Origin of the sequence: Actinoallomurus sp. NBC_01490 (assembly GCF_036227085.1) — a bacterium.
GTDB classification, from domain to species: Bacteria; Actinomycetota; Actinomycetes; order Streptosporangiales; family Streptosporangiaceae; genus Actinoallomurus; species Actinoallomurus oryzae.
This window is the reverse complement of the sequence record NZ_CP109433.1, coordinates 87,357-110,874: the sequence shown is the minus strand read 5'-3', so window position 1 is coordinate 110,874 and position 23,518 is coordinate 87,357. Positions and strand designations below refer to the sequence as shown.

General features: G+C 69.9%; 24 protein-coding genes. 9 read left to right on the top strand and 15 right to left on the bottom strand.

The annotated features are described in order from the left end of the window. Positions 1-16 precede the first annotated feature (16 nt). Complete coding sequence (locus OG417_RS00495) at positions 17-1,171, bottom strand: aminotransferase class V-fold PLP-dependent enzyme (protein WP_329248041.1); 1,155 nt, start codon at positions 1,169-1,171, stop codon at positions 17-19. 110 nt (positions 1,172-1,281) lie between these two features. On the opposite strand from OG417_RS00495, the gene OG417_RS00490 reads away from it, so the two are divergent. Beyond that, positions 1,282-2,361, top strand: coding sequence for a CapA family protein (locus OG417_RS00490; RefSeq protein ID WP_329248038.1), 1,080 nt, complete (start codon positions 1,282-1,284; stop codon positions 2,359-2,361). On the opposite strand, the gene OG417_RS00485 is transcribed toward OG417_RS00490, so the two are convergent. Then, positions 2,326-3,282 (bottom strand): alpha/beta hydrolase, encoded by a 957-nt coding sequence (locus tag OG417_RS00485; protein WP_329248034.1) that lies wholly within the window; start codon positions 3,280-3,282, stop codon positions 2,326-2,328. The two genes, OG417_RS00490 and OG417_RS00485, sit on opposite strands and share 36 nt — an antisense overlap. Positions 3,283-3,395: 113 nt before the next feature. Here OG417_RS00485 and OG417_RS00480 point away from each other — a divergent pair, with 113 nt between their 5' ends. Beyond that, positions 3,396-4,319, top strand: a complete 924-nt coding sequence (locus tag OG417_RS00480) for an AraC family transcriptional regulator (RefSeq protein ID WP_329248032.1) — start codon at positions 3,396-3,398, stop codon at positions 4,317-4,319. Here the strand turns inward: OG417_RS00480 and OG417_RS00475 are convergent. Further along, positions 4,236-5,621, bottom strand: a complete 1,386-nt coding sequence (locus OG417_RS00475; RefSeq protein ID WP_329248029.1) for a GH1 family beta-glucosidase — start codon at positions 5,619-5,621, stop codon at positions 4,236-4,238. The genes OG417_RS00480 and OG417_RS00475 overlap by 84 nt on opposite strands. A 146-nt stretch (positions 5,622-5,767) precedes the next feature. Between OG417_RS00475 and OG417_RS00470 the strand changes: the two genes are divergently transcribed. After that, a complete protein-coding gene (locus tag OG417_RS00470) occupies positions 5,768-6,319 on the top strand; it encodes a TetR/AcrR family transcriptional regulator (protein WP_329262053.1) in 552 nt (183 codons plus the stop codon). Positions 6,320-6,549: 230 nt separating this feature from the next. Next, positions 6,550-8,712, top strand: coding sequence for a hypothetical protein (locus OG417_RS00465; RefSeq protein ID WP_329248027.1), 2,163 nt, complete (start codon positions 6,550-6,552; stop codon positions 8,710-8,712). Positions 8,713-8,772: 60 nt separating this feature from the next. On the opposite strand, the gene OG417_RS00460 is transcribed toward OG417_RS00465, so the two are convergent. The 3 genes from OG417_RS00460 to OG417_RS00450 form a co-directional block, all read right to left on the bottom strand. Further along, the gene (locus OG417_RS00460) at positions 8,773-9,354 is read right to left on the bottom strand and encodes a biotin transporter BioY (RefSeq protein ID WP_329248023.1); all 582 of its coding nucleotides are present in this window, start codon (positions 9,352-9,354) and stop codon (positions 8,773-8,775) included. Between the two features lie 118 nt (positions 9,355-9,472). Next, positions 9,473-9,835: a MerR family transcriptional regulator gene (locus OG417_RS00455; protein ID WP_329248020.1), complete on the bottom strand. Its 363-nt coding sequence runs from the start codon at positions 9,833-9,835 to the stop codon at positions 9,473-9,475. A gap of 3 nt (positions 9,836-9,838) precedes the next feature. Beyond that, a complete protein-coding gene (locus tag OG417_RS00450; protein ID WP_329248017.1) occupies positions 9,839-10,264 on the bottom strand; it encodes an ATP-binding protein in 426 nt (141 codons plus the stop codon). 185 nt (positions 10,265-10,449) lie between these two features. Between OG417_RS00450 and OG417_RS00445 the strand changes: the two genes are divergently transcribed. The 5 genes from OG417_RS00445 to OG417_RS00430 all read left to right on the top strand — a co-directional run bounded on the left by OG417_RS00445 (position 10,450) and on the right by OG417_RS00430 (position 15,316). Further along, positions 10,450-11,334 carry a helix-turn-helix domain-containing protein gene (locus OG417_RS00445; RefSeq protein WP_329248015.1) on the top strand — a complete coding sequence of 295 codons (885 nt, stop codon included), beginning with the start codon at positions 10,450-10,452 and terminating at the stop codon, positions 11,332-11,334. Further along, positions 11,331-11,426: a DUF397 domain-containing protein gene (locus tag OG417_RS54185; protein WP_442875644.1), complete on the top strand. Its 96-nt coding sequence runs from the start codon at positions 11,331-11,333 to the stop codon at positions 11,424-11,426. The genes OG417_RS00445 and OG417_RS54185 overlap by 4 nt, the downstream gene beginning before the upstream one ends. Positions 11,427-11,546: 120 nt before the next feature. Then, positions 11,547-11,978, top strand: a complete 432-nt coding sequence (locus tag OG417_RS00440; RefSeq protein WP_329248013.1) for a TIGR03667 family PPOX class F420-dependent oxidoreductase — start codon at positions 11,547-11,549, stop codon at positions 11,976-11,978. A 305-nt stretch (positions 11,979-12,283) separates the two neighbouring features. Continuing rightward, entirely contained in the window at positions 12,284-14,764 is a 2,481-nt protein-coding gene (locus OG417_RS00435) for an MFS transporter (protein WP_329248010.1), read from the top strand. A gap of 78 nt (positions 14,765-14,842) precedes the next feature. Next, positions 14,843-15,316 carry a MarR family winged helix-turn-helix transcriptional regulator gene (locus tag OG417_RS00430; RefSeq protein ID WP_329248007.1) on the top strand — a complete coding sequence of 158 codons (474 nt, stop codon included), beginning with the start codon at positions 14,843-14,845 and terminating at the stop codon, positions 15,314-15,316. A 33-nt stretch (positions 15,317-15,349) separates the two neighbouring features. Here OG417_RS00430 and OG417_RS00425 read toward each other — a convergent pair whose 3' ends face one another. The 9 genes from OG417_RS00425 to OG417_RS00385 form a co-directional block, all read right to left on the bottom strand. Beyond that, on the bottom strand, positions 15,350-15,955 hold the full coding sequence (locus OG417_RS00425; RefSeq protein WP_329248004.1) for a response regulator transcription factor: 606 nt from the start codon (positions 15,953-15,955) through the stop codon (positions 15,350-15,352). Positions 15,956-15,983: 28 nt separating this feature from the next. Beyond that, positions 15,984-17,159 carry a sensor histidine kinase gene (locus OG417_RS00420; protein ID WP_329248001.1) on the bottom strand — a complete coding sequence of 392 codons (1,176 nt, stop codon included), beginning with the start codon at positions 17,157-17,159 and terminating at the stop codon, positions 15,984-15,986. Next, the gene (locus OG417_RS00415) at positions 17,159-17,902 is read right to left on the bottom strand and encodes an ABC transporter permease (RefSeq protein WP_329247998.1); all 744 of its coding nucleotides are present in this window, start codon (positions 17,900-17,902) and stop codon (positions 17,159-17,161) included. Before OG417_RS00415 ends, OG417_RS00420 begins: the two co-directional genes overlap by 1 nt. A 29-nt stretch (positions 17,903-17,931) precedes the next feature. Beyond that, positions 17,932-18,813 (bottom strand): ABC transporter ATP-binding protein, encoded by an 882-nt coding sequence (locus OG417_RS00410; RefSeq protein WP_329247995.1) that lies wholly within the window; start codon positions 18,811-18,813, stop codon positions 17,932-17,934. Positions 18,814-18,930: 117 nt separating this feature from the next. Next, the gene (locus OG417_RS00405) at positions 18,931-20,061 is read right to left on the bottom strand and encodes a hypothetical protein (protein WP_329247993.1); all 1,131 of its coding nucleotides are present in this window, start codon (positions 20,059-20,061) and stop codon (positions 18,931-18,933) included. Continuing rightward, positions 20,058-20,570: a SigE family RNA polymerase sigma factor gene (locus tag OG417_RS00400; RefSeq protein ID WP_329247990.1), complete on the bottom strand. Its 513-nt coding sequence runs from the start codon at positions 20,568-20,570 to the stop codon at positions 20,058-20,060. Before OG417_RS00400 ends, OG417_RS00405 begins: the two co-directional genes overlap by 4 nt. A 72-nt stretch (positions 20,571-20,642) precedes the next feature. Next, positions 20,643-21,314, bottom strand: coding sequence for a response regulator transcription factor (locus tag OG417_RS00395; protein ID WP_329247988.1), 672 nt, complete (start codon positions 21,312-21,314; stop codon positions 20,643-20,645). Then, the gene (locus OG417_RS00390) at positions 21,311-22,447 is read right to left on the bottom strand and encodes a sensor histidine kinase (protein ID WP_442875643.1); all 1,137 of its coding nucleotides are present in this window, start codon (positions 22,445-22,447) and stop codon (positions 21,311-21,313) included. The genes OG417_RS00395 and OG417_RS00390 overlap by 4 nt, the downstream gene beginning before the upstream one ends. 416 nt (positions 22,448-22,863) lie before the next feature. After that, positions 22,864-23,451: a septal ring lytic transglycosylase RlpA family protein gene (locus OG417_RS00385; RefSeq protein WP_329247982.1), complete on the bottom strand. Its 588-nt coding sequence runs from the start codon at positions 23,449-23,451 to the stop codon at positions 22,864-22,866. Between the last annotated feature and the right edge of the window lie 67 nt (positions 23,452-23,518).

The following is a 23,518-nucleotide window of genomic DNA, read 5'->3' as shown; positions in this document are numbered from 1 at the left end:
AGCCCCCGGATGCCGGTCAGAGGGCCGCGACGAGCCGGGAGATCTCCTCTTCGGTGTTGTAGTAGTGGACCGACGCGCGGACGCGGGGCGGCGGCGTGGCGCCGCCGTCGTACCGGTAGCTCTGCGCGGACAGCCGTACGTTGATCCTCTGCCGGGCGAGTGCGGCGACGATGTCCGCCGGCGCGTGGCCCTGCCGGGTGAAGGTCACGATGCCCGACCGGCGCGCGCCGCGGTCGTGGACCGTCACGCCTGGCAGCTCCGTGAGGGCGGCGCGCAGCGTCTCCGCGAGCGCGGTCACCCGGCGTTCGATCTCCTTCGGCCCGAGCGCGAGGGCGTAGTCCACCGCGGCCCCGAGCCCGAGCTGGAGCGCCGCCGACCGTTCGTGGCTCTCGAGCCGGCGGGCGTCGTCGCGCATCGTGTAGGAGTCCGGCCCGGTCCACTCGGCGCCGCGGTCGTCCAGAAAGGTCGGCGCGATCGCCTCCAGCGCGGCCCGCCGTACGTAGAGGAAGCCCATGCCGCGCGGCCCGCGCAGGAACTTGCGGCCCGTGGCCGACAGGAAGTCACACCCGATCTCGTTCACGTCCACCGCGAGCTGCCCGACGGACTGGCAGGCGTCGACGAGGAACAGCGCGCCCGACGCGCGGGTCAGGCGGCCGATCTCGGCGACCGGGTTGACCAGCCCGTCGTGGGTCGGCACGTGGTTGACCGCGACGAGCCGTACGTCGTCGTCCAGCGTGGCGGCGAGCGCGTCGAGGGAGACCTGGCCGTGCTCGTCGTCGGGCAGGACCTCGACCTTGATGCCGCGGTCGCGGGCCGCGTGCAGGAACGCGATCGCGTTGCTGCCGTACTCGCTGGAGGAGGTGAGCACCCGCTCGCCGGGCCGGAAGCGCATGCCGTAGAAGGCCGTGTCCCAGGCGCGCGTGGAGTTCTCGGTGATGGCGATCTCGTCCGGACCGGCGCCGATGAGGCGGGCCACGGAGTCGTACACGCCGGTCAGCCGGTCCATGGCGGCATCGGCCGCCTCGTACCCGCCCATCAACGCCTCGGCGTCGAGGTGGGCACGGATCGTGTCCAGTACCGGCCGTGGCTGGAGCGATGCCCCGGCGTTGTTGAAATGGACAACCTCCGCGCAACCCGGTGTTTCCCCACGAAGACGTGCAATATCCAGCAAATCGCCCCTCCTGGTACGGCGCCCTTCCCCGCACGTTACGTGGCCGCGAAGGAGCGTCAAGGGGCGCGGACGTGGCATTCTGTGCGATCTACCCCAAGGTGGTGACTGTGATGCGGCGATTCTCGCTGCCCATCGCCGTGGCCGTGGTGGCCACGCTGGCGGCCGGCGCGGCGGCATGCAGCGACAAGAGCGACGCGAAGATGCCGCCGATGAAGCTGACCCCGTCGGCGCATGGTTCGCCGTCGGCGCGAGTGGAGGCGGCCAAGGAGCCGATCACCATCGCGTTCGCCGGCGACACGCACTTCTACGCCCAGCTCACCGCCCGGCTGGCCAACCCGCGCACCGCGCTCGGGCCGACCATCCCGTGGCTGAAGAAGGCCGACTTCACCATCGCCAACCTCGAGACGGCGATCACCACGCGAGGGACGAAGGCCCCCAAGCAGTACAACTTCCGCGCGCCCGCCAGCGCGTTCACCGCGCTCAAGGCGGCCGGCATCGACGTGGTGTCCATGGCCAACAACCACGGGATGGACTACGGCCGGGTGGGCCTCGCCGACTCGCTCGCGGCGATCAAGCGGTCCGGCTACCCGGTCGTCGGCATCGGCAAGAACGCCGCCGAGGCGTACAAGCCCTACTATGCGACGGTCAAGGGCACCCGGATCGCGGTGATCGGCGCGACGCAGGTGCTCGACGACAACCTGATCAGCGCCTGGTCGGCCACGAACACCCAGGGCGGCCTCGCCTCGGCCAAGAACGCCCCGCGCCTGATCCAGGAGGTGCGCAAGGCGCGTAAGCAGGCCGACGCGGTCATCGTCTACCTGCACTGGGGTCAGGAGCTCCAGCCCTGCCCGCTGCCGCGCCAGAAGCACCTCGCGAACCAGCTCGTCCACGCGGGAGCCGACGTGATCGTCGGCGGCCACGCCCACATACCGCTGGGCGGCGGGTTCTTCCACGGCCGCTACATCGACTACGGCCTGGGCAACTTCTTCTTCTACGCCGCCAGCGGGAAGACCGCCGACACCGGGATCCTCGAGCTGACGCTCAGTGGGCGCAAGGTGCTCAAGGCGCAGTGGCGTCCGGGGACGATCTCCGGCGGCGTGCCCCGGCTGCTCACCGGTTCCGCGCGGGTGCGGGCACTGAGCAAGTGGAACGCCCTACGCGGCTGTACGGGGCTGACCGCCCGGCCCTGACGCGGCGACGAGGTTGTCTCCGTAGAAGGCCGCGAGTTTCTCGACGGCCTGGCCGACGTGTTCGGGCCGGTCGTACAGGTCATAGTGACTTGCGCCATCGATGACGAACAGGTCCTTCTCGCCGGTCGCCCGTTGGAAGAGTTCGTGTCCGTCCTGGTAGGAACCGAACTCTCCGATTCTGTTCCCCACGATGATCTGCAGAGGCTGCGTCAACAGCTCTTCCACCAGGTGAAAGGCGTCGAACGCGAGCACTGATGCCACGCTGGTGAAACGGAGCTGATTGGACGCCCGCTCGTGCCGGCCTCGCGGAGTCCGGTAGTAGTCGACGGCCTCGAGCGAATCGAGACCGGTGACGCCTGCCTCCTCCGCCTCTTTCGGGCTGTTGGGAATCCAGTTCGTGATCAGTGGTTCTCCTCCGCGGGCCTCCAACGTGCGCTGCTCACCGACCGCCTCCAGCATTTCGATCGCAGAGCCCGCACCACCGGCTTCCCGGCGTGCTCTGCCGATGTTGACCGCCGCGACCGTGCCGACCGCCCTGATGCGGTGTTCCGTCATGGCCGCGTTGACCGCGTACCCACCTCCGGCGCAGATGCCGAGTACGCCGATCCGGTTTTCATCGACATAGCTCAGCGTCGTCAGGAAGTCGACGGCGCATCGAATGTCCTCCACGCGGGCGGCCGGGTCCTCCACGTGTCTCGGCTCGCCGCCGCTCTCGCCCTGGAAGGAGGCGTCAAAGGCGAGCGCCACGTATCCCTTGTCCGCCATGCGCGCGGCATAGATTCCCGCCGTCTGCTCTTTCACGCTGCTTCCCGGATGGACGCAGACGATCGCCGCGTATTTCTCGCTCTCCTCGAAGTCGGCGGGAACATGGATCACCCCCGCGATGTCGCGGCTTCCGTTCTTGAAACTGGTATCCCTCATTGCGGACCTTGCCTTCGGCTACTGCGGTTCACTGTTCCGAAGGCGAGTCTGGCCGCGTCGCGGCGGACTGTGAATGCTCGAGAGTGGTGGATTCTTGCGCTAGAGTCCGGCGAATGACGCCGGACCCTCTCTCCGAGATGCTCGCGCTGGTCGACGCCCGCTGCCTGATCACCGGCGAGCTCCGAGCCGGTGGAGAGTGGGCGTTCCGGTTCCAGCCCGATGTCCAGGTCAAGCTGGACGCCGTCGTCCGGGGCTCCTGCTGGCTGATCGTCGATGACGGCCCTCCGTCGCGACTCGTCGCCGGAGACGCCGTCGTGTTCAACGGTGTCGGCTCCGCGGTGCTCTGCAGCGACCCGCGGCTACGGTCCGAGGCGACGGAGGTCCTCGCCGCGAAGAACGATTCGTGCAGCCGCCTCGGCAGCGGCGACGAGGTCGCGATCATCGGCGGGCACGTGGATCTCGATCCGGCCGCGGCGGGTCTCTTCACCTCGGCTCTGCCCAGCGTGACCCACGCGAGCGCGTCCAGCGCCGAGGCGGCGGAGATGCGTCACCTGCTCGAGCGGATCATGGAGGAGACCGAGAGTGCCCACCCGGGCGCACGCTTCGCCATCGATCAGCACGCGCAGCTCCTCCTGCTCCAGGTCCTTCGCATCGGCCTTCGACGCGACGCCGCCTCACACCCTGGCTGGCTTCGCCTGCTCTCGGATCCGCAACTGCGTCCGGCCGTGTCTCTCATGCATGCCGACCCCGCTCGCTCCTGGGGGCTCGCCGACCTGGCGACGGCCGCGGGGATGTCGCGCAGTCATTTCGCCCACCGGTTCCGCGAGGTCTCGGGCCAACCCCCGCTCACCTACCTGTCGCACTGGCGTGTCCGCCTCGCCTCGCGGGCCCTCCGCGAATCCGACACGACGGTCGCCGCACTGGCCGAGCGCCTCGGGTACGCCTCGGAGAGCTCATTCAGCCACGCGTTCTCCCGTATCGTCGGCATGTCCCCGAGCCGGTACCGACGCAGTACGGGGCCGGCCGTCCGGTCCTGAGGCGGCGATCAGGTCCCGGTACCACGCGTAGGAGGCGCGCGGTGTCCGGCGCTGCGTCGCGTAGTCGACGTGGACCAGGCCGAACCTCGGGTGGTAGCCCTCGGCCCACTCGAAGTTGTCCAGGAGCGACCAGACGTAGTAGCCGCGCACGTCCACGCCGTCGTTCATCGCGGCCCGTACGGCGTCGACGTGTGCGGACAGGTAGTCGATGCGCGGCCGGTCGTCGAGCGCCTCGTCGTAGGAGCAGCCGCTCTCGGTGATCTGGATCGGCGGGAGCGCGTCGCCGTACCGGCTCTTCAGCGTGGTCAGCAGCCGGTGGAGCGCTTCGGGGACGACCGGCCAGCCCATCCCGGTCACCGGCGGCGACCCCGGTACCTCGGTCATCGTGAAGGGCAGCACGTCGCCCTCGGCGGGCGCCGCGACGCCGACGGGGTTGTAGTAGTTGACGCCCAGGACGTCGATGGGCGCGGAGACGGCCGCGAGGTCGCCGTCGCGTACGTGCGGCAGCTCCGCGCCGAGGTCCGGGTAGCCGCCGCGCAGGATCGGGTCGGTGAACTGCCAGTTCAGCAGGTTGTCGAACGCCTCGGTGGCGGCGGTGTCCTCCGGCCGGTCGCTCGCCGCCTGCCCGGGCGTGTAGTTGTTGGTGATCCCGATCGACCGGGCGCCGGCGCCGCGCAGCGCCTCCACGGCAAGGCCGTGCCCGAGGAGCTGGTGGTGCGCGACGGGCAGCGCGCCGAGCATGAGTGCCCGGCCGGGGGCGTGCACGCCGAACGCGTAGCCGTAGGCCATGACGACCGTCGGCTCGTTCAGGGTTATCCACAGCGCGACGCGGTCGGCCAGCCGTTCGGCGACGGTCGCGGCGTACTCGCCGAACCGCGCGGCCGTGTCGCGGTTCAGCCATCCGCCGGCGTCCTCGAGCGGCTGGGGGAGGTCCCAGTGGAACAGCGTCGCCGTGGCGTTCAGACCGCGCTCGGCGAGCCCGTCCACGAGCCGGTCGTAGAAGTCCAGGCCCTTGGCGTTGACCGGCCCGGACCCGTCCGGCTGCACGCGCGGCCACGCGATGGAGAACCGGTACGCGTTCGCGCCCAGGCCCGCGATCAGGTCGAGGTCCTCGGGCCAGCGGTGATAGTGGTCGCAGGCGACGTCGGCCTGGTGGCCGTCGCGGATCCGTCCCGGTTCGCGGCAGAAGGTGTCCCAGACCGAGACGCCCCGGCCGTCCTCACCGGTCGCTCCCTCGATCTGGAACGCCGCCGTGGCGACACCCCACTGGAACTCGGACTGCGACCCCGGTACCGGTGTCATCGCGACCTCCCGGAAATGTGAGGAGGTTTCGGATCCTACGGGGCCCGTGTGCCACTGGAAAAGGCATGATTGTGGGTGTGACGACGGATACCTCGGCACTGAGGCGCCGGCCCGCTCAGCGACGCAGCGCCGAACGGGTGCAGCGCATGCTCGACGCCTGCGCGGACATCCTGGAGGAGAACGGCTACGACGGCCTCTCCACGACCAAGGTCGCCCAGCGCGCGGACGTCGCGATCGGCTCGGTCTACCAGTTCTTCCCCGACAAGCGGGCGATCGCGCAGCAACTCGCCCTGCGCAACCTGGAGATGTTCGGCGAGCGGGTGGCCCGCGCCCTGGCCGAGGGCGACTTCCCGCACTGGTACGACGCCGTCGGCACGGTCATCGAGATCTTCGTGGACATGCACCGCACCGTCCCCGGCTTCCGCGTGCTGCGCTTCGGTGACATCGCCGACGTCCGTCTCCTGGCCGACGGCGAGGAGAACAACGCGGTCGTCGCCGACCGCCTGCGCGCCCTCCTGGTCGAGGCGTTCGCGGTACCCGACACCGAGGAGTTCTCCCGTGCCCTCGCGGTCGCCGTCGAGGCCGCCGACGCCGTACTGAAACTGGCCTTCCGCATCGAACGCGACGGCGACCCGGCCCTGCTCGCCGAGGCCGAACAACTCATCACGGGCTACCTGGCCCGGCACTTCGAGTCCTGACCCGAGGCCCAGACGAAACCGGGTCGGAATCCTGTCCGAGGACTCGCCGCCGGCCGACCTGTCCTACGAGGAGCAGAAAACCCTTCAGGACCTGCTACTCAAAGCCGTGCGCTGCCCAGTGGGCCCGGCACTCGAACCGGCTTCGGCTGAGCGAAGGGAGCCCTGAAACCGGGGAGGACGTGGGGCAGACGGGTCTGCCAGGCTGGTGAGCCGATCATGGAGGAGGTTCTTTGCCGGACGGCGATGAAGCATCGTTTCTCGGGGAGTTCCGTCAGCGGCTGCACAGTGGCGACCTCGGTGTCGTGTGCGATGCGCTGAGCGATTATCAGCAGGGACAGGCGGACACCAGGTGGGGGGTGGACAACCCGTACCGGCCACTGAGCGACGAGGTGCTCTTCGTCGCCCGCGACCTCCTCGACCGGTCCTCCACGCTCGACGACGAGCACCGGCATCGGGCGCTCTCCTGGTCGCTCACCATGGTGTGGCACCTCGGTGGAGACGAGGACGCCGACCGGATCGCCGAAATTCTCGAGACCACCTCGGACCCCGGGCTGCGGGAGGATGGGGTGATGGCCGCATCCACTGCTCTCGAGGACGCGGAGAAGCCGAACCCTCGGCTCTTGGCGGCCGTCCGCGCGATCGCCCTCGACGAGAGCCTGGACGCGCGGGATCGCGGCTCCGCCATCCACGCCCTGGGCGATCTCGACCTGCCCGAGGTGGAGGCACTCTTCGTCCGCCTTACCGAGTCCGGCGACCTCAAGGTCCAGGTCAGCGCCGCAGGGCAGTTGACATCTCCCAAGAGGCTTCGTGCGCACCGCGAGTTGCTCCAGCGGGTCGTCGACTCCTGGCCAGAGGACGCGGGCCCCTTCTCCAGGAACGTTCGTGATGCGCTCGTGGGCTTCCACAGCACGTACTGGAAGGACGCCCACCTGGACGATCCGGCCCTCCGGAACGCTCACGACGAGCTGCGGTTCCCGCTGACCGACGAGACGTGCCTGGAGGCGTTCACCACGCTGCTGCGCAGCGACGACCCGGTCGCCGTGGGCATCGCGCTCGACCACTACGAATCCGGGGAGGGGCTGCGGCACGTCCTGGACGACTCCGACCTGGCGGACGCCTACCTGCCCGAGGTTCTGGAGCGCGCCCGCGAGGTGCTCCGCCGTCCGATCTCGCCCGCTGAGGTGAGCGCACTGCACATGATCGGGGCGCGGCACGCGAAACCGGGTGACGCCGACCTGCTGGTGGACATCCTCGGCCGGACGGATTCCGACGCCGTCCGGTATGAGGCCATCTGGATGGCGTACGGGCTCTTCAACGAGGCCGAGGCTGCGGACGCCCGGCTCGTCGAGGTGGTGAGCGATGTGATCTTCGACCCGTCCCCCGCTTCCCACGGCACCAAGGAGACGGCCATCCGGATCCTGGCCGACGGGCTCGGCGCGGGCGCCGACGACGTCCTTCTGCGCGCGATCCGCGAGGGGGAGCCGGACGTGCAGGTGCACGCGGTCTCCTACCTGGCGAAGACCGGCGGCCTGGACCGTCACCGTGCGGTCATGGAAGACCTGGCCGAAAGCTGGGAGGAGCGTCCTCCGGCGCGTTTCTGGGGCCAGAACCCCGTCGACCTGGTCTTCGGGAAGCCGCACAGCGTGCACTGGGAGGGGCACCGGCTGCAGGACCCGGACCTGCATCGCGCGCACAGAAGGCTGCGCCTCCCCACGGTGGACGAGTCGTACCACGACGCCATGCGCACGATGCTGGAAAGCGGCGACGTGGCTGCCGTCGGCATCGCCCTGGACCATTGGTGGGACTCGGAAGGCGCCCTCGCACGAGGCGGCGAAGAGGCACGGCAACCGGCGAGGGCGCTCGTCCTCACGCTGATCCAGGAGATCCTGCGGCAGCCGCCATCCCCGCCCGAGCTCAGCCGTGAGTACGGTCCCCACGCCGCCCACCTCACCGCCCTGTCGGCGCTGAGGATCGCCGCGAAGGACGACCTGTCCGTGCTCGCCGACTCGCTCGAGAGCGCCGACTCGCTCCGCGACCAGGTCCTCGACGCCGCGAGAGGCGTGCTCCGGTCCGTCGGCCACTCCCACCCCCGGATCGTCCAGGTCCTTGGGGACATTGTGTGCGACGAAGCCGTCCCGATGAGCGAGCGCAGCCAGGCCTTGTATCTGCTGGGGGAGTTTCGGAGCGACAACTCCGTCGACGTCCTGTTGAGCGTGATCCGCTGCCCCGAGCTGGAGATCCAGGCGGCCGCCGCCCTGGTCCTCGCACGAGACGAGACGTTCGAAGAGCACCGTCCGATGATCCAGGCCCTCGCCGCGAGCTGGCAGACGGAAGACGTCCCGACCGAAGTTATCGAAGTGCGCGAGCTTCTCGAAGACTGGGAGGAAGAGTAGGGGCTCCGAGTGACCCGGCTTTGCCGGCCCGGCGACGTCCGCCGGGCCGACCTAGCCGCGTCAGCGGCGTACGAGACGCCACACGCCGGGCAGCAGGCCCGCCGCGAGCAGCACCTTCAGCGCGTCACCGATGAGGAACGGGCGGACGCCCATCGACAGGGCGGCGCCGAAGCCGGAGTGGGTCATGGCCATGAGCCACGGCACGCCGACGGCGTAGATGAGGACCGTGCCCAACGTCATCGTCAGGACGGTGCGCAGCGGCGAACGGTCACCGCCACGCGCGGCCAGGGCGCCCACGGCCGCGCCCGCGAGTACGAACCCGAGGATGTAGCCGAACGAGGCGAAGTGCCAGCCGGAGGGGGCGCCCGGGGCGAACCACGGCACACCGAGCGCGCCCGCGAGCGCGTACAGGGCCATCGCGATGGCCGAGCGGTTCAGCCCGAGCGCGGCGCCGGAGAGCAGCACGGCGAACGTCTGCCCGCTCACCGGCACCGGGGTACCCGGCACCGGCACACTGATCTGCGCGGCGATGCCGACGAACGCGGCCGCGCCGAGGACGAGAGCGACGTCACGGACGAGGCGGCCCGGGACAAGGTCGCCGAGCACCGCCGGACGTGCCACTGCAGCCTGGGTGTTGGACACGTGGAACCTTCCTTTCGGGGGCTAACCGGACAATTGTCGCCTGAGCCGGTGGGGAAGGCGCTCGGCGGGCCCGCCAAATATCCGTGCTCACCGTTTGTGCGGCGACGCCTACCGGTCATCAACCTCGGCCGCTCCGGGGGCGAAGGGTCGTACGGCGCATCAGGATGCGGCGCATCGCGCCGTAGCCGCAGTCGAAGCGCGCCGCGACCTGCCGGATCGACCAGCCCTGCTCGTACAGGCGCACGGCGTCCTGTTCCCTGCGCTCGCGTTCGGGGTCGGCGCCGCCTGCGCTGTGGCTCGCGTCGCGGTCCGCGGCTTCGCGGAACGCCAGGACGTCGGTACGGCGATAGCGACGGTGACCGCCGGGCGTGCGGACCGCGGACTTGAGCGCTCCGATGCGCGCCCACCAGCCCAGAGTCGGCACGCCGACGCCGAGCAGCCGCGCGGCTTCTCGCGGGGTGAGCAGGTCGTCGTCGTCCATCCCCTACGCGCCCCGGCCGATCGGGACCTCGAACCAGACCGTACGCTCGCCGTCGTGGCAGGACGTGCCCCAGCGGCCGCCGCTCAGCAGCTCGATCATGTGCAGACCACGGCCGTTCACCGCGTCCGGTCCGTCGTCGGTCACGTGCGGGACCTTGGTCCGTGAGCCCGCGTCGGTCACCGCGACGCGCATTATGTCGCGGGTCGCGGAAACGACGAGTGTGACGGTGCCAGGGTCGCCGTTATGGCCATGACGTCCGGAGTCGGAATGGCAGATTGAATTGGTCACCGCCTCGCATGCCATGAGCACGACGTCATCGACGATTGCCGCATGATCGTCGGCAAGCAATTTGCGGAGCCAGTGCCGCGCCGGCGCCACCTCCGCAGGTAGGCCGACGATGTCGAGCGCCCCCAAAATGACGGTGGCCATCGATATCCTCATTTCCCGGTGCGTGATGTGCTTGAGTGAAGCAGCCGACGAAGGCGCTCTGCAAGGCTTCACAAGAAGTACCTCAAAACGATCACGCATTTGGCGTAAGTCATTGCGAGTCGAGGGCTCCGAGGCTTTCAAATCGAATGAAAGACATCCCCCATAGCGAGTGAGAGGCGGATCTGATGACGGACGGACCGACGGGCTCGACGGTGCCCCGCAGACAACTCGGTCGCCATCTACGCGAACTGCGCAACCGGGCACGTCTCACCGTAAGAACGGCAGCGGACGAGCTGGAGTGGTCCGAGACCAAGCTCTGGCGCATCGAGACCGGCCAGACCTCACTCCGCAGCCTCGACGTCGAAGCCATGTGCCGCGTCTACGGCGCCCCATCAAATCTCACCGAGGCCCTGATGGCCCTGGCGAAGGAGACCAAGGCCCGAGGCTGGTGGCACTCCTACAGCGATGTCATCCGCGACAGCCTCGATCTCTACCTAGGGCTGGAGGACGCGGCGGCACAACTCGCCTGGTACACCTCCGAACTGGTGCCGGGACTTCTCCAGACCAAGGAGTATGCGCGGGCCCTGATTCGGGAGGGACTTCCCGACGCTAGCGATCAGGAGATCGAGCGGCGTGCGGAAATGCGGATCGCCCGGCAGTCGCTGTTGACAAGGATCACGGCGGCTCCGATCGTGAAAGCGGCATTCAACGAGGCGGTCCTCCGCCGTCCGGTCGGTGGCCGGGAGGTGATGGCGGCACAGCTTGAGCGGTTAATCGAGGTGGCGAAGTACCCGAACGTTTCGCTCCGTGTGGTTGCTTTCGAGGCAGGGCTGCATCACGGGGTCATCTCGGGGCCGTTCGTCCTGATGCGGTTCCCGACGACAGGAGATGGTCGGTGCATCGAGCCGCCCACCGTATTCGTGGACGGCTTCATCGGCGCCTTGTACCTCGACAAACCCAACGAGGTAGATCGCTACGACGCGGCGTTCGAGGCCATCTGGTCGTCGGCGTTCGACGAGGCGCGAAGCATGGGTGTTCTCCATGAGGCGGCAAGGGAGTTCAGGCAGTGAAGAGTTCGAACCCGACATGCGTTGACTGGCGAAAGAGCAGCCGAAGCAACGCAGAGGGCGAATGCGTCGAGGTGGCCGTCGTCACGGCGTAAGGTCGCGCTGCCCCTCGGTCTCGGCTGAGGGGCAGCGATCGCCGGCATCGACCTCGACACCTCTCGCCATTCGGGTCATTCAGGAATACGGGGTTCATAGTGCCCCGGTAGCCTCGGCTCGTGGTGAGTGAAGTGATCCCTGATCGGGCCACCGCGTACGGCGAGCGCGTTCATCGGCGGCTTACCGAGGAGATGGCGATCTGGCTGACGACCGTCGGCCGGGACGGCACCCCGCAGCCGAACCCCGTCGGGTTCCTCTGGGACGGCGGGGACAGCGTGCTGATCTACAGTCAGGCGAACGCCCGGCGGCTCGCGAACATCCGGCGGCAGCCGCGGGTCTCGCTCAACTTCGACGGTAACGGCGGCGACGACATCGTCGTGCTCACCGGCACCGCCGAAATCCTGGACGACCACCCGGCGGTGCCCGACAACCCCGCGTGGCTGGAGAAGTACGGCGAGGCCATCGACGCGCGGTTCGGTGACGCCGTGAGCTTCGCGGAGAGGTTCTCGGTCCCGATCCGCATCCACCTCACCCGCGTCCGCGGCTTCTGACGCGCCTGGTCACCGAGACACCCGGCGTCGGCGGCGAAATAAAGTTGCTTCCGGCAACCAAATGATGGATACTTGCCTCAGGCAACCAAAAGCCGTGTGGTCGCCGGGGCATCAGAGGACGGATGCCGCGCGCCGCTCACGCGGCCGGGCCGACCGGAAGTGGTGATCAGGACCCACCGTCGGACCGTCGGTTGCCGGCAGGCGCGTCGCTGAGCTCTCCGGCCTCCTCGCCGGGCTCACGCGAGCAGCCGCCACGTAGCGAACACCGTCCCCACCCCCGGACTCTTCGGGCGGAAAGGAGTTTGATGGCAACCGCAGCGCCGGCCGAGGTGCGGGCGGCGGCACCGGATTCAGGTGTCCCGATGTCCCATCGGCAGATCATGGAAGCTCTGTCCGGGCTGCTGCTCGGCCTGTTCGTGACGATCCTGTCGTCCACCGTCGTGTCGAACGCGCTGCCGACGATCATCGCCGATCTGCACGCGAGCCAGACCACCTACACCTGGGTGATCACCGGGACGCTGCTCTCGATGACGATCACGACCCCGATCTGGGGCAAGCTCGCCGACCTGGTGAGCAAGAAACTCCTGATCCAGCTCGCCCTGGCGATCTTCGTCGTCGGCTCGGCCATCGCCGGTCAGGCGCACAACCCCGCGATGCTCATCACGGCCCGGGTCATTCAGGGCCTCGGTGCCGGCGGGCTCAGCGCCCTGGTTCAGGTGATCCTGGCGGTGATGATCCCGCCACGCGAACGTGGTCGCTACTCCGGCTACATGGGTGCGGTCTTCGCCCTGGCGACCGTCGGCGGCCCGCTCATCGGCGGTGTCATCGTCGACACCTCCTGGCTCGGCTGGCGGTGGTGCTTCTACGTCGGCGTGCCGTTCGCCGTCATCGCGCTGATCGTCCTGCAGAAGACCCTTCACCTGCCGATGACCAAGCGCAAGGTCAAGATCGACTGGCTCGGCGCGACGCTGTTCTCCGGCGCGGCCGCTCTGCTGCTGATCTGGGTCTCCTTCGCCGGTTCCAAGTACGACTGGCTGTCGTGGCAGACCGCCGTGATGATCGGCGGCGCGGTCGTCCTGGCGGTGCTGTTCGTCGTGGCGGAGACCTTCGCGAGCGAGCCGATCGTGCCGTTGCGCCTGTTCCGCATCCGCACGCTGTCCCTCTCCACGCTGGCGAGCCTCTTCGTCGGTGTCGCGATGTTCGGTGCGACGACGTTCCTCAGCCAGTACTTCCAGCTGGCCCGCGGCGACTCACCGACGAAGGCGGGCCTCATGACCCTGCCGATGATCGGCGGCCTGGCCGTGGCCTCCACGGTCTCCGGCCGCATCGTCACCACCACGGGACGCTGGAAGAACATCCTGGTGTTCGGCGCCTCGTTGATGACCGTCGGCTACGCCCTGCTGAGCACGATGCGCTACGACACCGCCTACTGGCACGTCGCGATCTTCATGTTCTGCGTCGGGGCGGGTCTGGGCATGACCATGCAGAACCTGGTGCTGTGCGTACAGAACCAGGTGCGGCCGCACGAGTTGGGAGTGGCCAGCTCGACCGTCTCCTTCTTCCGCTCGCTCGGCGGCGCGATCGGCGTCTCCGCGCTCGGTGCCGTGCTGGGCAACCGGATCACCCACTACATGATGGACGGCCTAGCGCGCATTGGCGTGCACTCCTCCGGAACCGGTAGCTCGGTCCCGAAGCTGTCCGCCCTTCCCGCCCCGGTCCGCAAGGTCGTCCAGGACGCCTACGGTCACGGCATCGCCAACGTCTTCCTGTACGCAGCACCGTGCGTGCTGATCGCGGTGATCGTGATCCTGTTCATCAAGGAGGTGCCGCTGCGCACGTCCAACGCCCAGGAGCCGCCGACCGGCGCGGCCCCCTCGGTGCCCGTGACCGACGCCTCGGCGCGCGGCCGGCACGCCCAGCACCGGGAGCCTCAGCTGGTCTCCGCCGCCGTGCGCAACCCGGTCCCGGCCAACGGCCAGGTCACCGCGCCGATGCAGGCGTACGCCTCGGCCGAGATGGGGCAGCCTCCTGCCGGCCGCACGATCCGCGGTCTCGTCCGCAACGGCGGTGCTCCGGTGCCCCACGCCGTGCTCACGCTGATCGACGTCAGCGGCCACCAGATCGGCCGCGCGACCACCGGCGCCGACGGGCGGTACGCCCTGCCTGCTCCCGGTAGCGGCACCTACGTGCTGATCGCCGCGGCGGGCGACCACGACCCGCAGGCCGCGACCCTCGTGGTCGGCGACCAGCCGGTCGACTTCGACGTGACGCTCAACGGTTCCGGCGGGCTGGCCGGGCTCGTCCGCAGCGTGGACGGCACCCCCATCGAGGGCGCGATGGTCGTCGTCACGGACGCACGCGGTGAGGTCGTCGCCGGTGGCACGACCGATGCCGCCGGTGGCTTCCTCTTCCCGGCGGTGGCCCCCGGCGTCTACACGCTCGCGGTCAGCGCCACCACGTACCGCCCGGCCGCCATGCCGGTCGAGGTCGGCGGCGGCCAGACCCGCCAGGAGGTCGAACTCCTGCCGGGCATGCAGGTGCGCGGCACGATCCGAGCCGAGGGCCGCGGCCCGATTCCCGACGCACGCGTCACGCTGCTCGACGCGGCCGGGAACGTCGTCGGCGTCACGACCACCGGCCCCGACGGAGAGTACGCCTTCACCGGCCTGACGGGCGGTCAGTACACCGTCACGGCCACCGGGTACCCGCTGGTGGCGAGCGGGATCGACCTGACCGGCCAGGGCGGCGACGCACACGACCTGTGGCTCGGCCACCCCGCCGAATGACATGAGTCCGCCGGACCGCCGACCACAGGGGCGGTCCGGCGGACCCATACCGGTGGTATGAGGGCAGGTGGAGGAACGATGACGGCAAGAACCACGGCCCGCCGCGAACACGAGGCGTACCAGGCGGTCGAGCACGAGCTCGGCGTGCTGTTCCGTCGCGCGCGGGCGCTGTCCACCGAGGTGGCACGCGAGGTGCACCCCGAACTCGAGCCCGCGGCGTACGGACTGCTCATCGGCATGCACGACTGCGCCCGCTCGCGCCCCAGCGATCTGGCCGACTATTTCGGCGTCGGCAAGGCCACCATCAGTCGGCAGGTGAAGGTGCTCGAACAGCTCGGCCTGATCGAGCGCCGGCCCGACCCCGACGACGGCCGCGCCCACCTGCTGGTCCTCACCGATGAGGGGCGCCGGAGGGTGGAGACCGCCCGCGTCGCCCGGCAGAACCGCTTCCACGCGATGCTCGCCACCTGGCCGGCGGAGGACGTACGGGTGCTGGGCCGGATGCTCGCCCGGTTCAACGACCTCACCGAGAGTAAGGCCTGCCACATCTGAGCGGGCGAGAGAGTCTGTCGCCGGGGCGGGTGATCAGAGCCAGCCCTGGCGCTGGGCGGTCTGGACGGCCTCGATGCGGTTGCGGGCGGAGGTCTTGCGGATCGCCGAGGACAGGTAGTTGCGCACCGTCCCCTCCGACAGGTGGAGGCGTACGGCGACGTCGCCGATCGTGGAGCCGTCGGCCGAGGCGGCGAGGACGTCGCGTTCGCGCGGGGACAGCGGGTTGGGGCCGGCGCTCAGCGCGGCGGCGGCCAGGGCCGGGTCGATGACCCGTTCGCCCGCGAGCACGCGGCGGATCGCCGCCGCGAGTTCCTGCGCCGGGCTGTCCTTGACCAGGAACGCCGACGCGCCCGCCTCCATCGCGCGGCGCAGGTAGCCCGGCCGGCCGAACGTCGTGAGGATGACGATCCGGCAGTCGGGCAGCGCCTCGCGCAGCGACGCGGCGGTGGTGATGCCGTCCTTGCCCGGCATCTCGATGTCGAGGAGTGCGACGTCGGGCCGCGTGCGCGCGGCCACCGCGAGGGCCTCGTCGCCGTCGGCCGCCTCGCCGACCACCTCGATGTCGTCCTCGAGGTTCAGCAGGGTCGCGAGCGCACCCCGCACCATGCCCTGGTCCTCGGCGAGCACCACCCGGATCACAGCAGCGACTTTAGGGGACGACACGGCATCAGGCGGATTCTTCGGCAGGCTCGCGCGGGGCCGGGGCCGTCAGCGGGGCGCGTACGGTCAGGCGGAAGCCGCCGTCCGGGCGGGGCCCGGCGTCGACGGTGCCGCCCGAGGCCGTGACGCGCTCGCTCAGGCCGCGCAGCCCGTTGCCGGCCGGCGTCTCACCGGTCGCGGCCTCACCCGCGCCGTCGTCGACGATCTCCAGGACGGCCGTGGCGTCCTGCCGCCGGACGCTGATCGTGGCGGTGTGGGCGTGCGCGTGCCGGACGATGTTGGTGACGCCCTCGCGCACGGCCCAGCCGAACAGGCCGTCGACCGGGTCGGGCAGCGGAGTGCCGGCGGCCTTGATGGTCAGCTCGACGTCGTCGGCGGCCAGCACGCTGCGGGCGTTCTCGAGCTCGTCGGTCAGGTTGCGCTGGCGGTAGCCGGAGATCGCCTCGCGTACGTCGGCGAGCGCCTGCCGGGCCACCGTCTCGATGTCGTGGATCTCGGCGACGCTGCGGTCCAGGTCGCGTTCGGCCAGCCGGGTGGCCACCTCGCTCTTGAGCACGATCAGCGAGAGCGTGTGGCCGAGCAGGTCGTGCAGGTCGCGGGCGATGCGCAGCCGCTCCTCGTTCGCGGCGAGGCGGGCGACCTCGCCGCGTGCCTCCCGGAGCTGGACGACGAGCATCCGGCTGGCGCGGAAGGCCATCATCATCAGCCCGATCGTCAGCGTCTCGAACGTCAGCAGCGCCAGCGTGCCGCCGGAGGCGCCGAGCGAGGCGCACAGGACGAAGGTCAGTACGGTCGCGGCCAGCACACCGCGCGCCGCCCACCGCATCGGAAGCGTCATGGCGTACGCCACGCCGAGGTAGATCGGCAGCCCGCACCACTCGCCTCCGAACAGGAGCGGGTACCCGATCGCCAGCGCGGTCGTGACGCCGAGCAGGACGTACGTGACCCGGTTGGTGCCGCCGGTCCACGGGTTGTTCGTCACCACGAGGCCGATGAAGCAGGCGATGTAGGAGAGCAGCGCCGCGACCCGCACGACGACGTCGACGGTCGTGTGGCCGTGCCCGAAGATCGAGCCGGCCGGCCACACGAACAGGTAGACCAGGCCGAGCGAGGTCCAGAGCGCCCGCCGCTTCGCGTGCGCGGCGGACGGCTCCTCAGGATCGAACGGCACCAGGGCGCTCATCAGGATCGAACGGTAGCGCGGCGGTAGGCCACTGTCGCAAGGCCCCCGAGGACCACGGTCCAGCCGGCCAGGATGAGAGCGTCCGACGCGGGCGGGGTGTGCCCGGCGGCGATGCTCCAGCCGAGGTCGGCGAACCGGTTGGACGGCGTCCAGTGCGCGATGGCCCGCATCGTCCTGGGCAGGATGCTCACCGACATCCACATGCCGCCGAGGACGGCCAGGCCCATGTAGCAGAGGACGGTGAGCGGCTGCGCGGCGTCCGCGCCGACGACCGAGCCGATCAGGGTGCCGAGCGCGGCGAACGGGAGCGTGCCGATCCACATCGCGCCGATCATCGCGGCCCACTCTCCGGCCGACAGGTGCACGTGCTTGGTCAGCACCGCGACGAGCCCGACCATGACGATCGCCGGGAGCGCCAGGCACATCGAGGCGAGCACCTTCGCGGTGATCACGGCCCACGGTCGCAGCGGAGTGACCTGGAGCTGCCGCAGCCAGCCGCTCTGGCGTTCGGCGGCGAGCCGCGCGCCGGTCGTGGTCAGCGACGCGCCGAGGGCGCCGAAGGCGGCCATCGAGACCAGCAGGTACGTCTTGGCGTCCAGGCCGGTGTCGCTGTCGAGGTCGCCGCCCTTGGTGAAGATGTTCGACCACAGCAGGTAGAAGCCGACTGGGAGGGCGACGGTGAAGAACACGAAGCGCCGGTCGCGGGCGGTCCGCCGGATCTCCAGCAGCAGGTAGCGAAGCATCGGAGGGGTTCCTTCTTCCCGAGGGAGGTTCAGTTTTCGCCGGTGAGGGACAGGAACGCCTCTTCCAGGTCGGCGCCCTTGACCTCCAGGTCCCGCACCTCGACGCCGGAGGCGTACAGCGCCCGTACGGTCGCGTCGGGGTCGGTGGTGCGCAGCCGGACGGAGCCGGCGCGTACCTCGATGCCGGTCACGCCGGGGAGCGTGTCGAGCCCGGCCGTCGGCCGGTCGCCGATCGTGAAGCGCACCGTACGGCCGCCGGTGGCGGACTTGATCTCCTGGGCGGTCCCGTCGGCGACGACCCGGCCGCGGCTGATCACGATGACCCGGTCGGCGTTCTCGTCCGCCTCCTCCAGGTAGTGCGTGGCGAACAGGATGGTCCGGCCGCCCGCCGCGTACGCGCGCATGCTCGCCCAGAACGACCGCCGGGACTCGACGTCCATGGCCGCGGTCGGTTCGTCCAGCACCAGCAGCCGGGGCGCGCCCGCGACGGCGATCGCGAACTTCACCCGCTGGGCCTGCCCGCCGGACAGCTGGTCGACGCGGCGCTTGGCCAGGGGCGTGAGGTTCGCCAGCGAGAGCACCTCATCGAGCGGCATCGGCTCGGGGTACAGGCCACGGACGAACTCGACGATCTCCCGTACGGTCAGCCCCGGAACGAGGGCGCCGTCCTGCGGCATCGCGCCGACCCACCCGGCGCGCACGGCCGCGTCCGGGCTCTGGCCGAAGACGGCGACCGTCCCGGCCGTGGGCCGCGCGAGGCCGAGGAGCATGTTGATGGAGGTGGACTTGCCGGCGCCGTTGGGACCCAGCAGCGCGACGGCCTGTCCCGCGGCGATCTCCAGGTCCAGAGTCTCGACGGCGCGGACGTCGCCGTAGCTCTTCGACACACCCGTGAAAGTGATCGCGTTCATGGGAACAACGCTAGGTTCGCGCAGCTCAGACGCGTAGTGTCGCGAATACCGGCTTCACGATGACATTTGTCATCCCCGGTCCCGTGACTTCGCTCGTACCACGGGACCGGGGGTGGCTCACCGGTGGGTGAACAGGGGGACCCAGCCGCCGTTCCGGTAGCCGGTCAGCGGGATGATCGTCTTGCCGTCGACGCTGACCAGGACCAGCCGGTTGTGGAACTCCCCCTTGCCACGGCACTTCTTAAGGTCGCAGCCCTTGGCGATCAGATGGGTGTCGTCGGCCCAGGCCAGGAGCTGTTCGACCGGCTGGGTGGCGACCTTCCGGCCCGTCGTCACGTCCGTCACCGCCGTCTGCGGGCCCGGCGGCGTGCCATCGGTGGCGAGGTAGCGGCCGTTCGGCGACAGGCCGGCCTGCTGGAGCGTCTGGTCCTCGTGCGGCGGTGCGGGCCGCTGCGCACCGTTCAGGTCGTAGAAGAACTTGCTCGGCACCTGCAGGCGCGGCGCCCAGATCAGCTTCCCGTCGCGGCTCCAGCCGAAGTCCTGCCGCGTGTTAGGGTTCTCGGGGTCGTAGAGCAGGCTGTGGAAGTGCGCCTCGCCGGTCTTGGCGTCGACGACGATGAACCCGGTACGGGCGCCGGTCCCGGGCGCGCCCATGGCGTCGGGGTTCCGTGCGTACGTCGTCACGAGCAGCCGCCGCCCGTCCGGCGACCACGCCAGCCCGCCCGCCGCCGCGCGGAGCGTGATCCAGCGGGTGACCCGGTGCGTCTTCATGTTGACGAGGCCGAGGCGCGTCGTGGGCAGCGGACCGTCGAGCACGGCCGCCTGCCGCAGGCCTGGCGCCACGTCGACCCATCCCCAGGGCACCTTCTGGTACGTGCCGGTGGAGGTGTTGTAGAGGTACCAGGTGCGGGTGAACTTGCGCGGGTCGCCGTGACCGACGTAGTAGGCGGAGACGGCGACCTGACCGGCGGCGACGAGACGCTGGGGCGGCGCGTCGTTCGGATCGGTCCGCAGCGAGGTGTCCGTGGGCCTGGGACGTGCCGTCGTCGGACGCGGTCCGATCTGGACCCCGACCGTCACTCCGGCGACGACGATGAGCGCCATCACCGCCGCGGCGACCAGCACCGCCTTCGTCATCCGCCGCCCGGCGCGGCGCCGGCCCAGCGCCCGGTCGGCGAGCCCGGGTGGCACCCGTGCCTCGGCGGACCACTCGTCGAGGACCTTCCGTACGTAGGTCTCGGTGTTCACTGCCGGACCTCCTTCAAGGTCTCTTCCAGCTCGGGGGCCACGGCACGCAGGCGCGCGAGCGACCGGTGGGTGGTGCTGCGGACGGTGCCGACGCTGCAGTCGAGCAGCCGGGCGACCTCCGCCTCGGGCAGGTCCTCGAAGAACCGGAGCACGAGCATGGCGCGCTGCCGGGGCGTCAGCCGCGCCAGCGCCGCCCGTACGGTCATCTTCAGGTCCACCGCGGACGTGCCGTCCTCGCGCGCCTCGTCGGGAGGCACGGCGACGTTGGTCTCGTGCCGGTGCCACTTGAGCCGCCACCAGCTCACCTGCTGGCGGTAGATCACCTGCCGGACGTATTTCTCCGGGCTGTCGACGGACCGCCAGCGCGCCGCCACCTTGGCGAGCGCCGTCTGCAGCAGGTCCTCGGCGGCGTGCTGGTCACCCCCGGTGAGCAGGAAGGCCATGCGCATCAGCGAAGGCGACCGCGCCTCCACGAACTCACGAAAGTCACGCTCGACCGTCGCGTCCATCGCCACCTCCGGGTCTGTCCCTACATCAGACGCGCGAAGGTGGTCGGGGCTATGTCATCCCCGCGAAAGTGCTCAGCGCTCCTGCGGCCGCGGCCGTACGAGACCCTTGTCGTAGGCGAAGATCACGAGCTGGACGCGGTCGCGGGCCTGGAGCTTGGTCATGATCCGGTGCACGTACGTCTTGGCGGTCGCCGGGCTGAGGTGCAGCGCGCCCGCGATCTCCTCGTTGGTGAGGCCGGCGGCGATCTGCTTGAGCACCTCGCGCTCGCGTTCGCTGAGGATGTCCAGCTCCGGCGTCGGCTCGGCGGGTGCGGGCTGCGCGGCGAACTCCCTGATCACCCGGCCCGTCAGGCCACGGCCCAGCAGACCCTCGCCGGAGGCGACCACCCGGATCGCGTCCAGCAGCTCGTCGGGCGCGGTGTCCTTGAGCAGGAAGCCGGCCGCGCCCGCCCGCAGCGCGCCGAAGATGTAGTCGTCGTGCTCGAACGTGGTGAGGATCAGCACGTGAGCGCCGCGTAGCGCCGGGTCGTCGGTGATGCGGCGGGTCGCCTCGATGCCGTCCATCCCGGGCATCCGGATGTCCATGAGGATGACGTCCGGCGACGTCGCCCGCGCGCCTTCGACGGCCGCCTTGCCGTCGGCGGCCTCGGCGACCACGTGCATGTCCTCGGTCGAGTCGATGAGGAGCTTGAAGCCGGCGCGTACGGTCGTCTGATCGTCGGCCAGCAGGACACGGATCGTCATGGACGGGACTCCTTCAAAGGCAGGCGGGCGTGCACGCGGAAGCCGCCGCCCGGCAGTGCCGTGGTGTTGAGACGCCCGCCGGTGGCGGCGACGCGCTCGCGCATGCCCTGAATACCCAGGCCGTACGAGGCCTGATCACTCATCTCGACCGGCTTGCCGTCATTGGTGACCGCGACGTCGAGGCTGTCCGGGGTGAAGGTGAGCGTCACCGCGACCTTCACGACGTCGCGGGCGTGGCGTTTGACGTTGGTGAGGCTCTCCTGGACGATCCGGTACACGGTGAACCCGACGATCGCCGGCACCGCGCAGCGCCGCCCCGACTCGTGCAGGGTCACTGGCAGACCGGCCGCCCGGCTCTGCTGCACCAGGTCGGGCAGGTCGTCCAGGCCGAGACCGGGACGCTTCAGCGGCTCTGCGGTGCCGCGCAACAGGCTCAGCGTCCTGCGGATCTCTCCCAGAGCCGAGTTGCTGACGCTGTTGATCGTCTCCAGCGCCTCGCGGCCCGCCTTGGGATCCTCCTCGACGAACCGGGCGCTGACCGAGGACGTCACGCTGATCGACATCAGCGCGTGCCCCACGATGTCGTGCAGCTCACGGGCGATGCGCAGGCGCTCCTCGGTGACCCGCCGGCGCGCCTCGTCCTCGCGCTCGCGTTCGGCCCGTTCGGCGCGCTCCTCCGCGCCCAGGACGTACGTGCGCTGGGTCCGCACCCACGCCCCGGCGAGCACGGCCAGCGGGACGGTCGCGAGGGTGCCGAGGTTCTCGTAGTTGTAGGAGGGGATCCGCTCGGAGACCTCCGCGACGACGAACCCGACGACCAGGGTGGCGATCGCCGTGATCAGCGCCCACCCGCGCACGCAGTAACGGCCGACCGCGTAGAGAGCGACGAGGTCGGCGGGAGTCGCGGGATAGCTGCGTCGCAGGAGTACGCCGATGAAACCCGAGACGACGAGACAGACGATGACGGTGGGAATGGGGAAACGCTTTCGCGCCAGCAGTGCCCCTGCGGCCAGCGCGGAGAGAATGAGTGCTGGCACGCTATGCCCACGCCCGTGTAGATAGGGTAGATACACGGCGAAGACCCCGGCCGACAAAAGTACGTCGGCAGGGGTGACCAGCCGTTTGGCCCTCAAGGTCGCCCCTTCGCAGCCACAGTCTGTTCCTTGGTCCGGGCCTGCCTCGCCAAACCTCGGCCCACCACCCAGTGAACCCCACGAACCAGCAAACCCGCAGGTCAACCGTGGTTGTACGGCGAAGTGTCACCCTGGGGTGGACGGCTGCACCCTCGTGGGCTACGTAACGTAGTGGTTGCAGGACCACAGACCAACAAAAAGGCCTGGCGCGTCGCGATGAATTGGGGGATTCAACGGGGGACGCGACGCGAAGGCCGTTCCCAGGGGCCTTGGATCTGTACCCGTCCAGGCCGCAGGAAGGCGAGCGTTCGCGGGTCGGGACTTCTTTGGGGGAAGGAGTCGACCGCCCGCGAACGCTCGCATTCCGTTTTCTAGATCATTTCTTGGTGTGGTCCGGGGAATCCTTGGGATTCCGCTCAGACTTTCGCGAGGACCTCGTACTTGACCGGGATGACCCCCGAGGCGAGGCCGCCCACCGCCTGCATCGCCGCGCTGGACAGGTCCAGGCAGCGCCCGGCGACGAACGGGCCCCGGTCGTTGATCCGCACGATCACCGAACGGTCGTTGTTGCGGTTGGTCACCCGGACCTTCGAGCCGATCGGCAGCGACCGGTGCGCCGCGGTGAGGTCGTCCGGGCCGATCGACTCTCCGCTCGCGGTCCGACCTCCGTCCGTGCCGTAGTAGGACGCGTCGCAGGTGCCGTGCGCGAGGATCTTGGTGTGGCGCTTCTTCTTGGCGGCCGGTGCCGGTGCCGGGGTGTCGCTGGGCTCCGGTGTCGGCGAGGCGATCGGCGTGCGGTCCTGGTCGCGGCTCGCCCGATCGAGCGGCCGCGGCGGGTCGGCCGCGGCGGCGCGGGCCTTCATCTGCGCCGATGAGGAGCCGGCCCCGGTCACCGCGACAGTGATCGCGGCGAGCGCGACCGCGGCGAGCCCGGCGGCGGCGATGAGAGCGGTACGGAGTCTCTTCGGTGTCTCAGTCTGACGATGTCGGCCGGATCTACCCACAAAGGGGTCCTTTGGTCGGGGACAGGACATCGGGTCCCGGCGGCAGAACCGTCAGTCCCCGATCGGC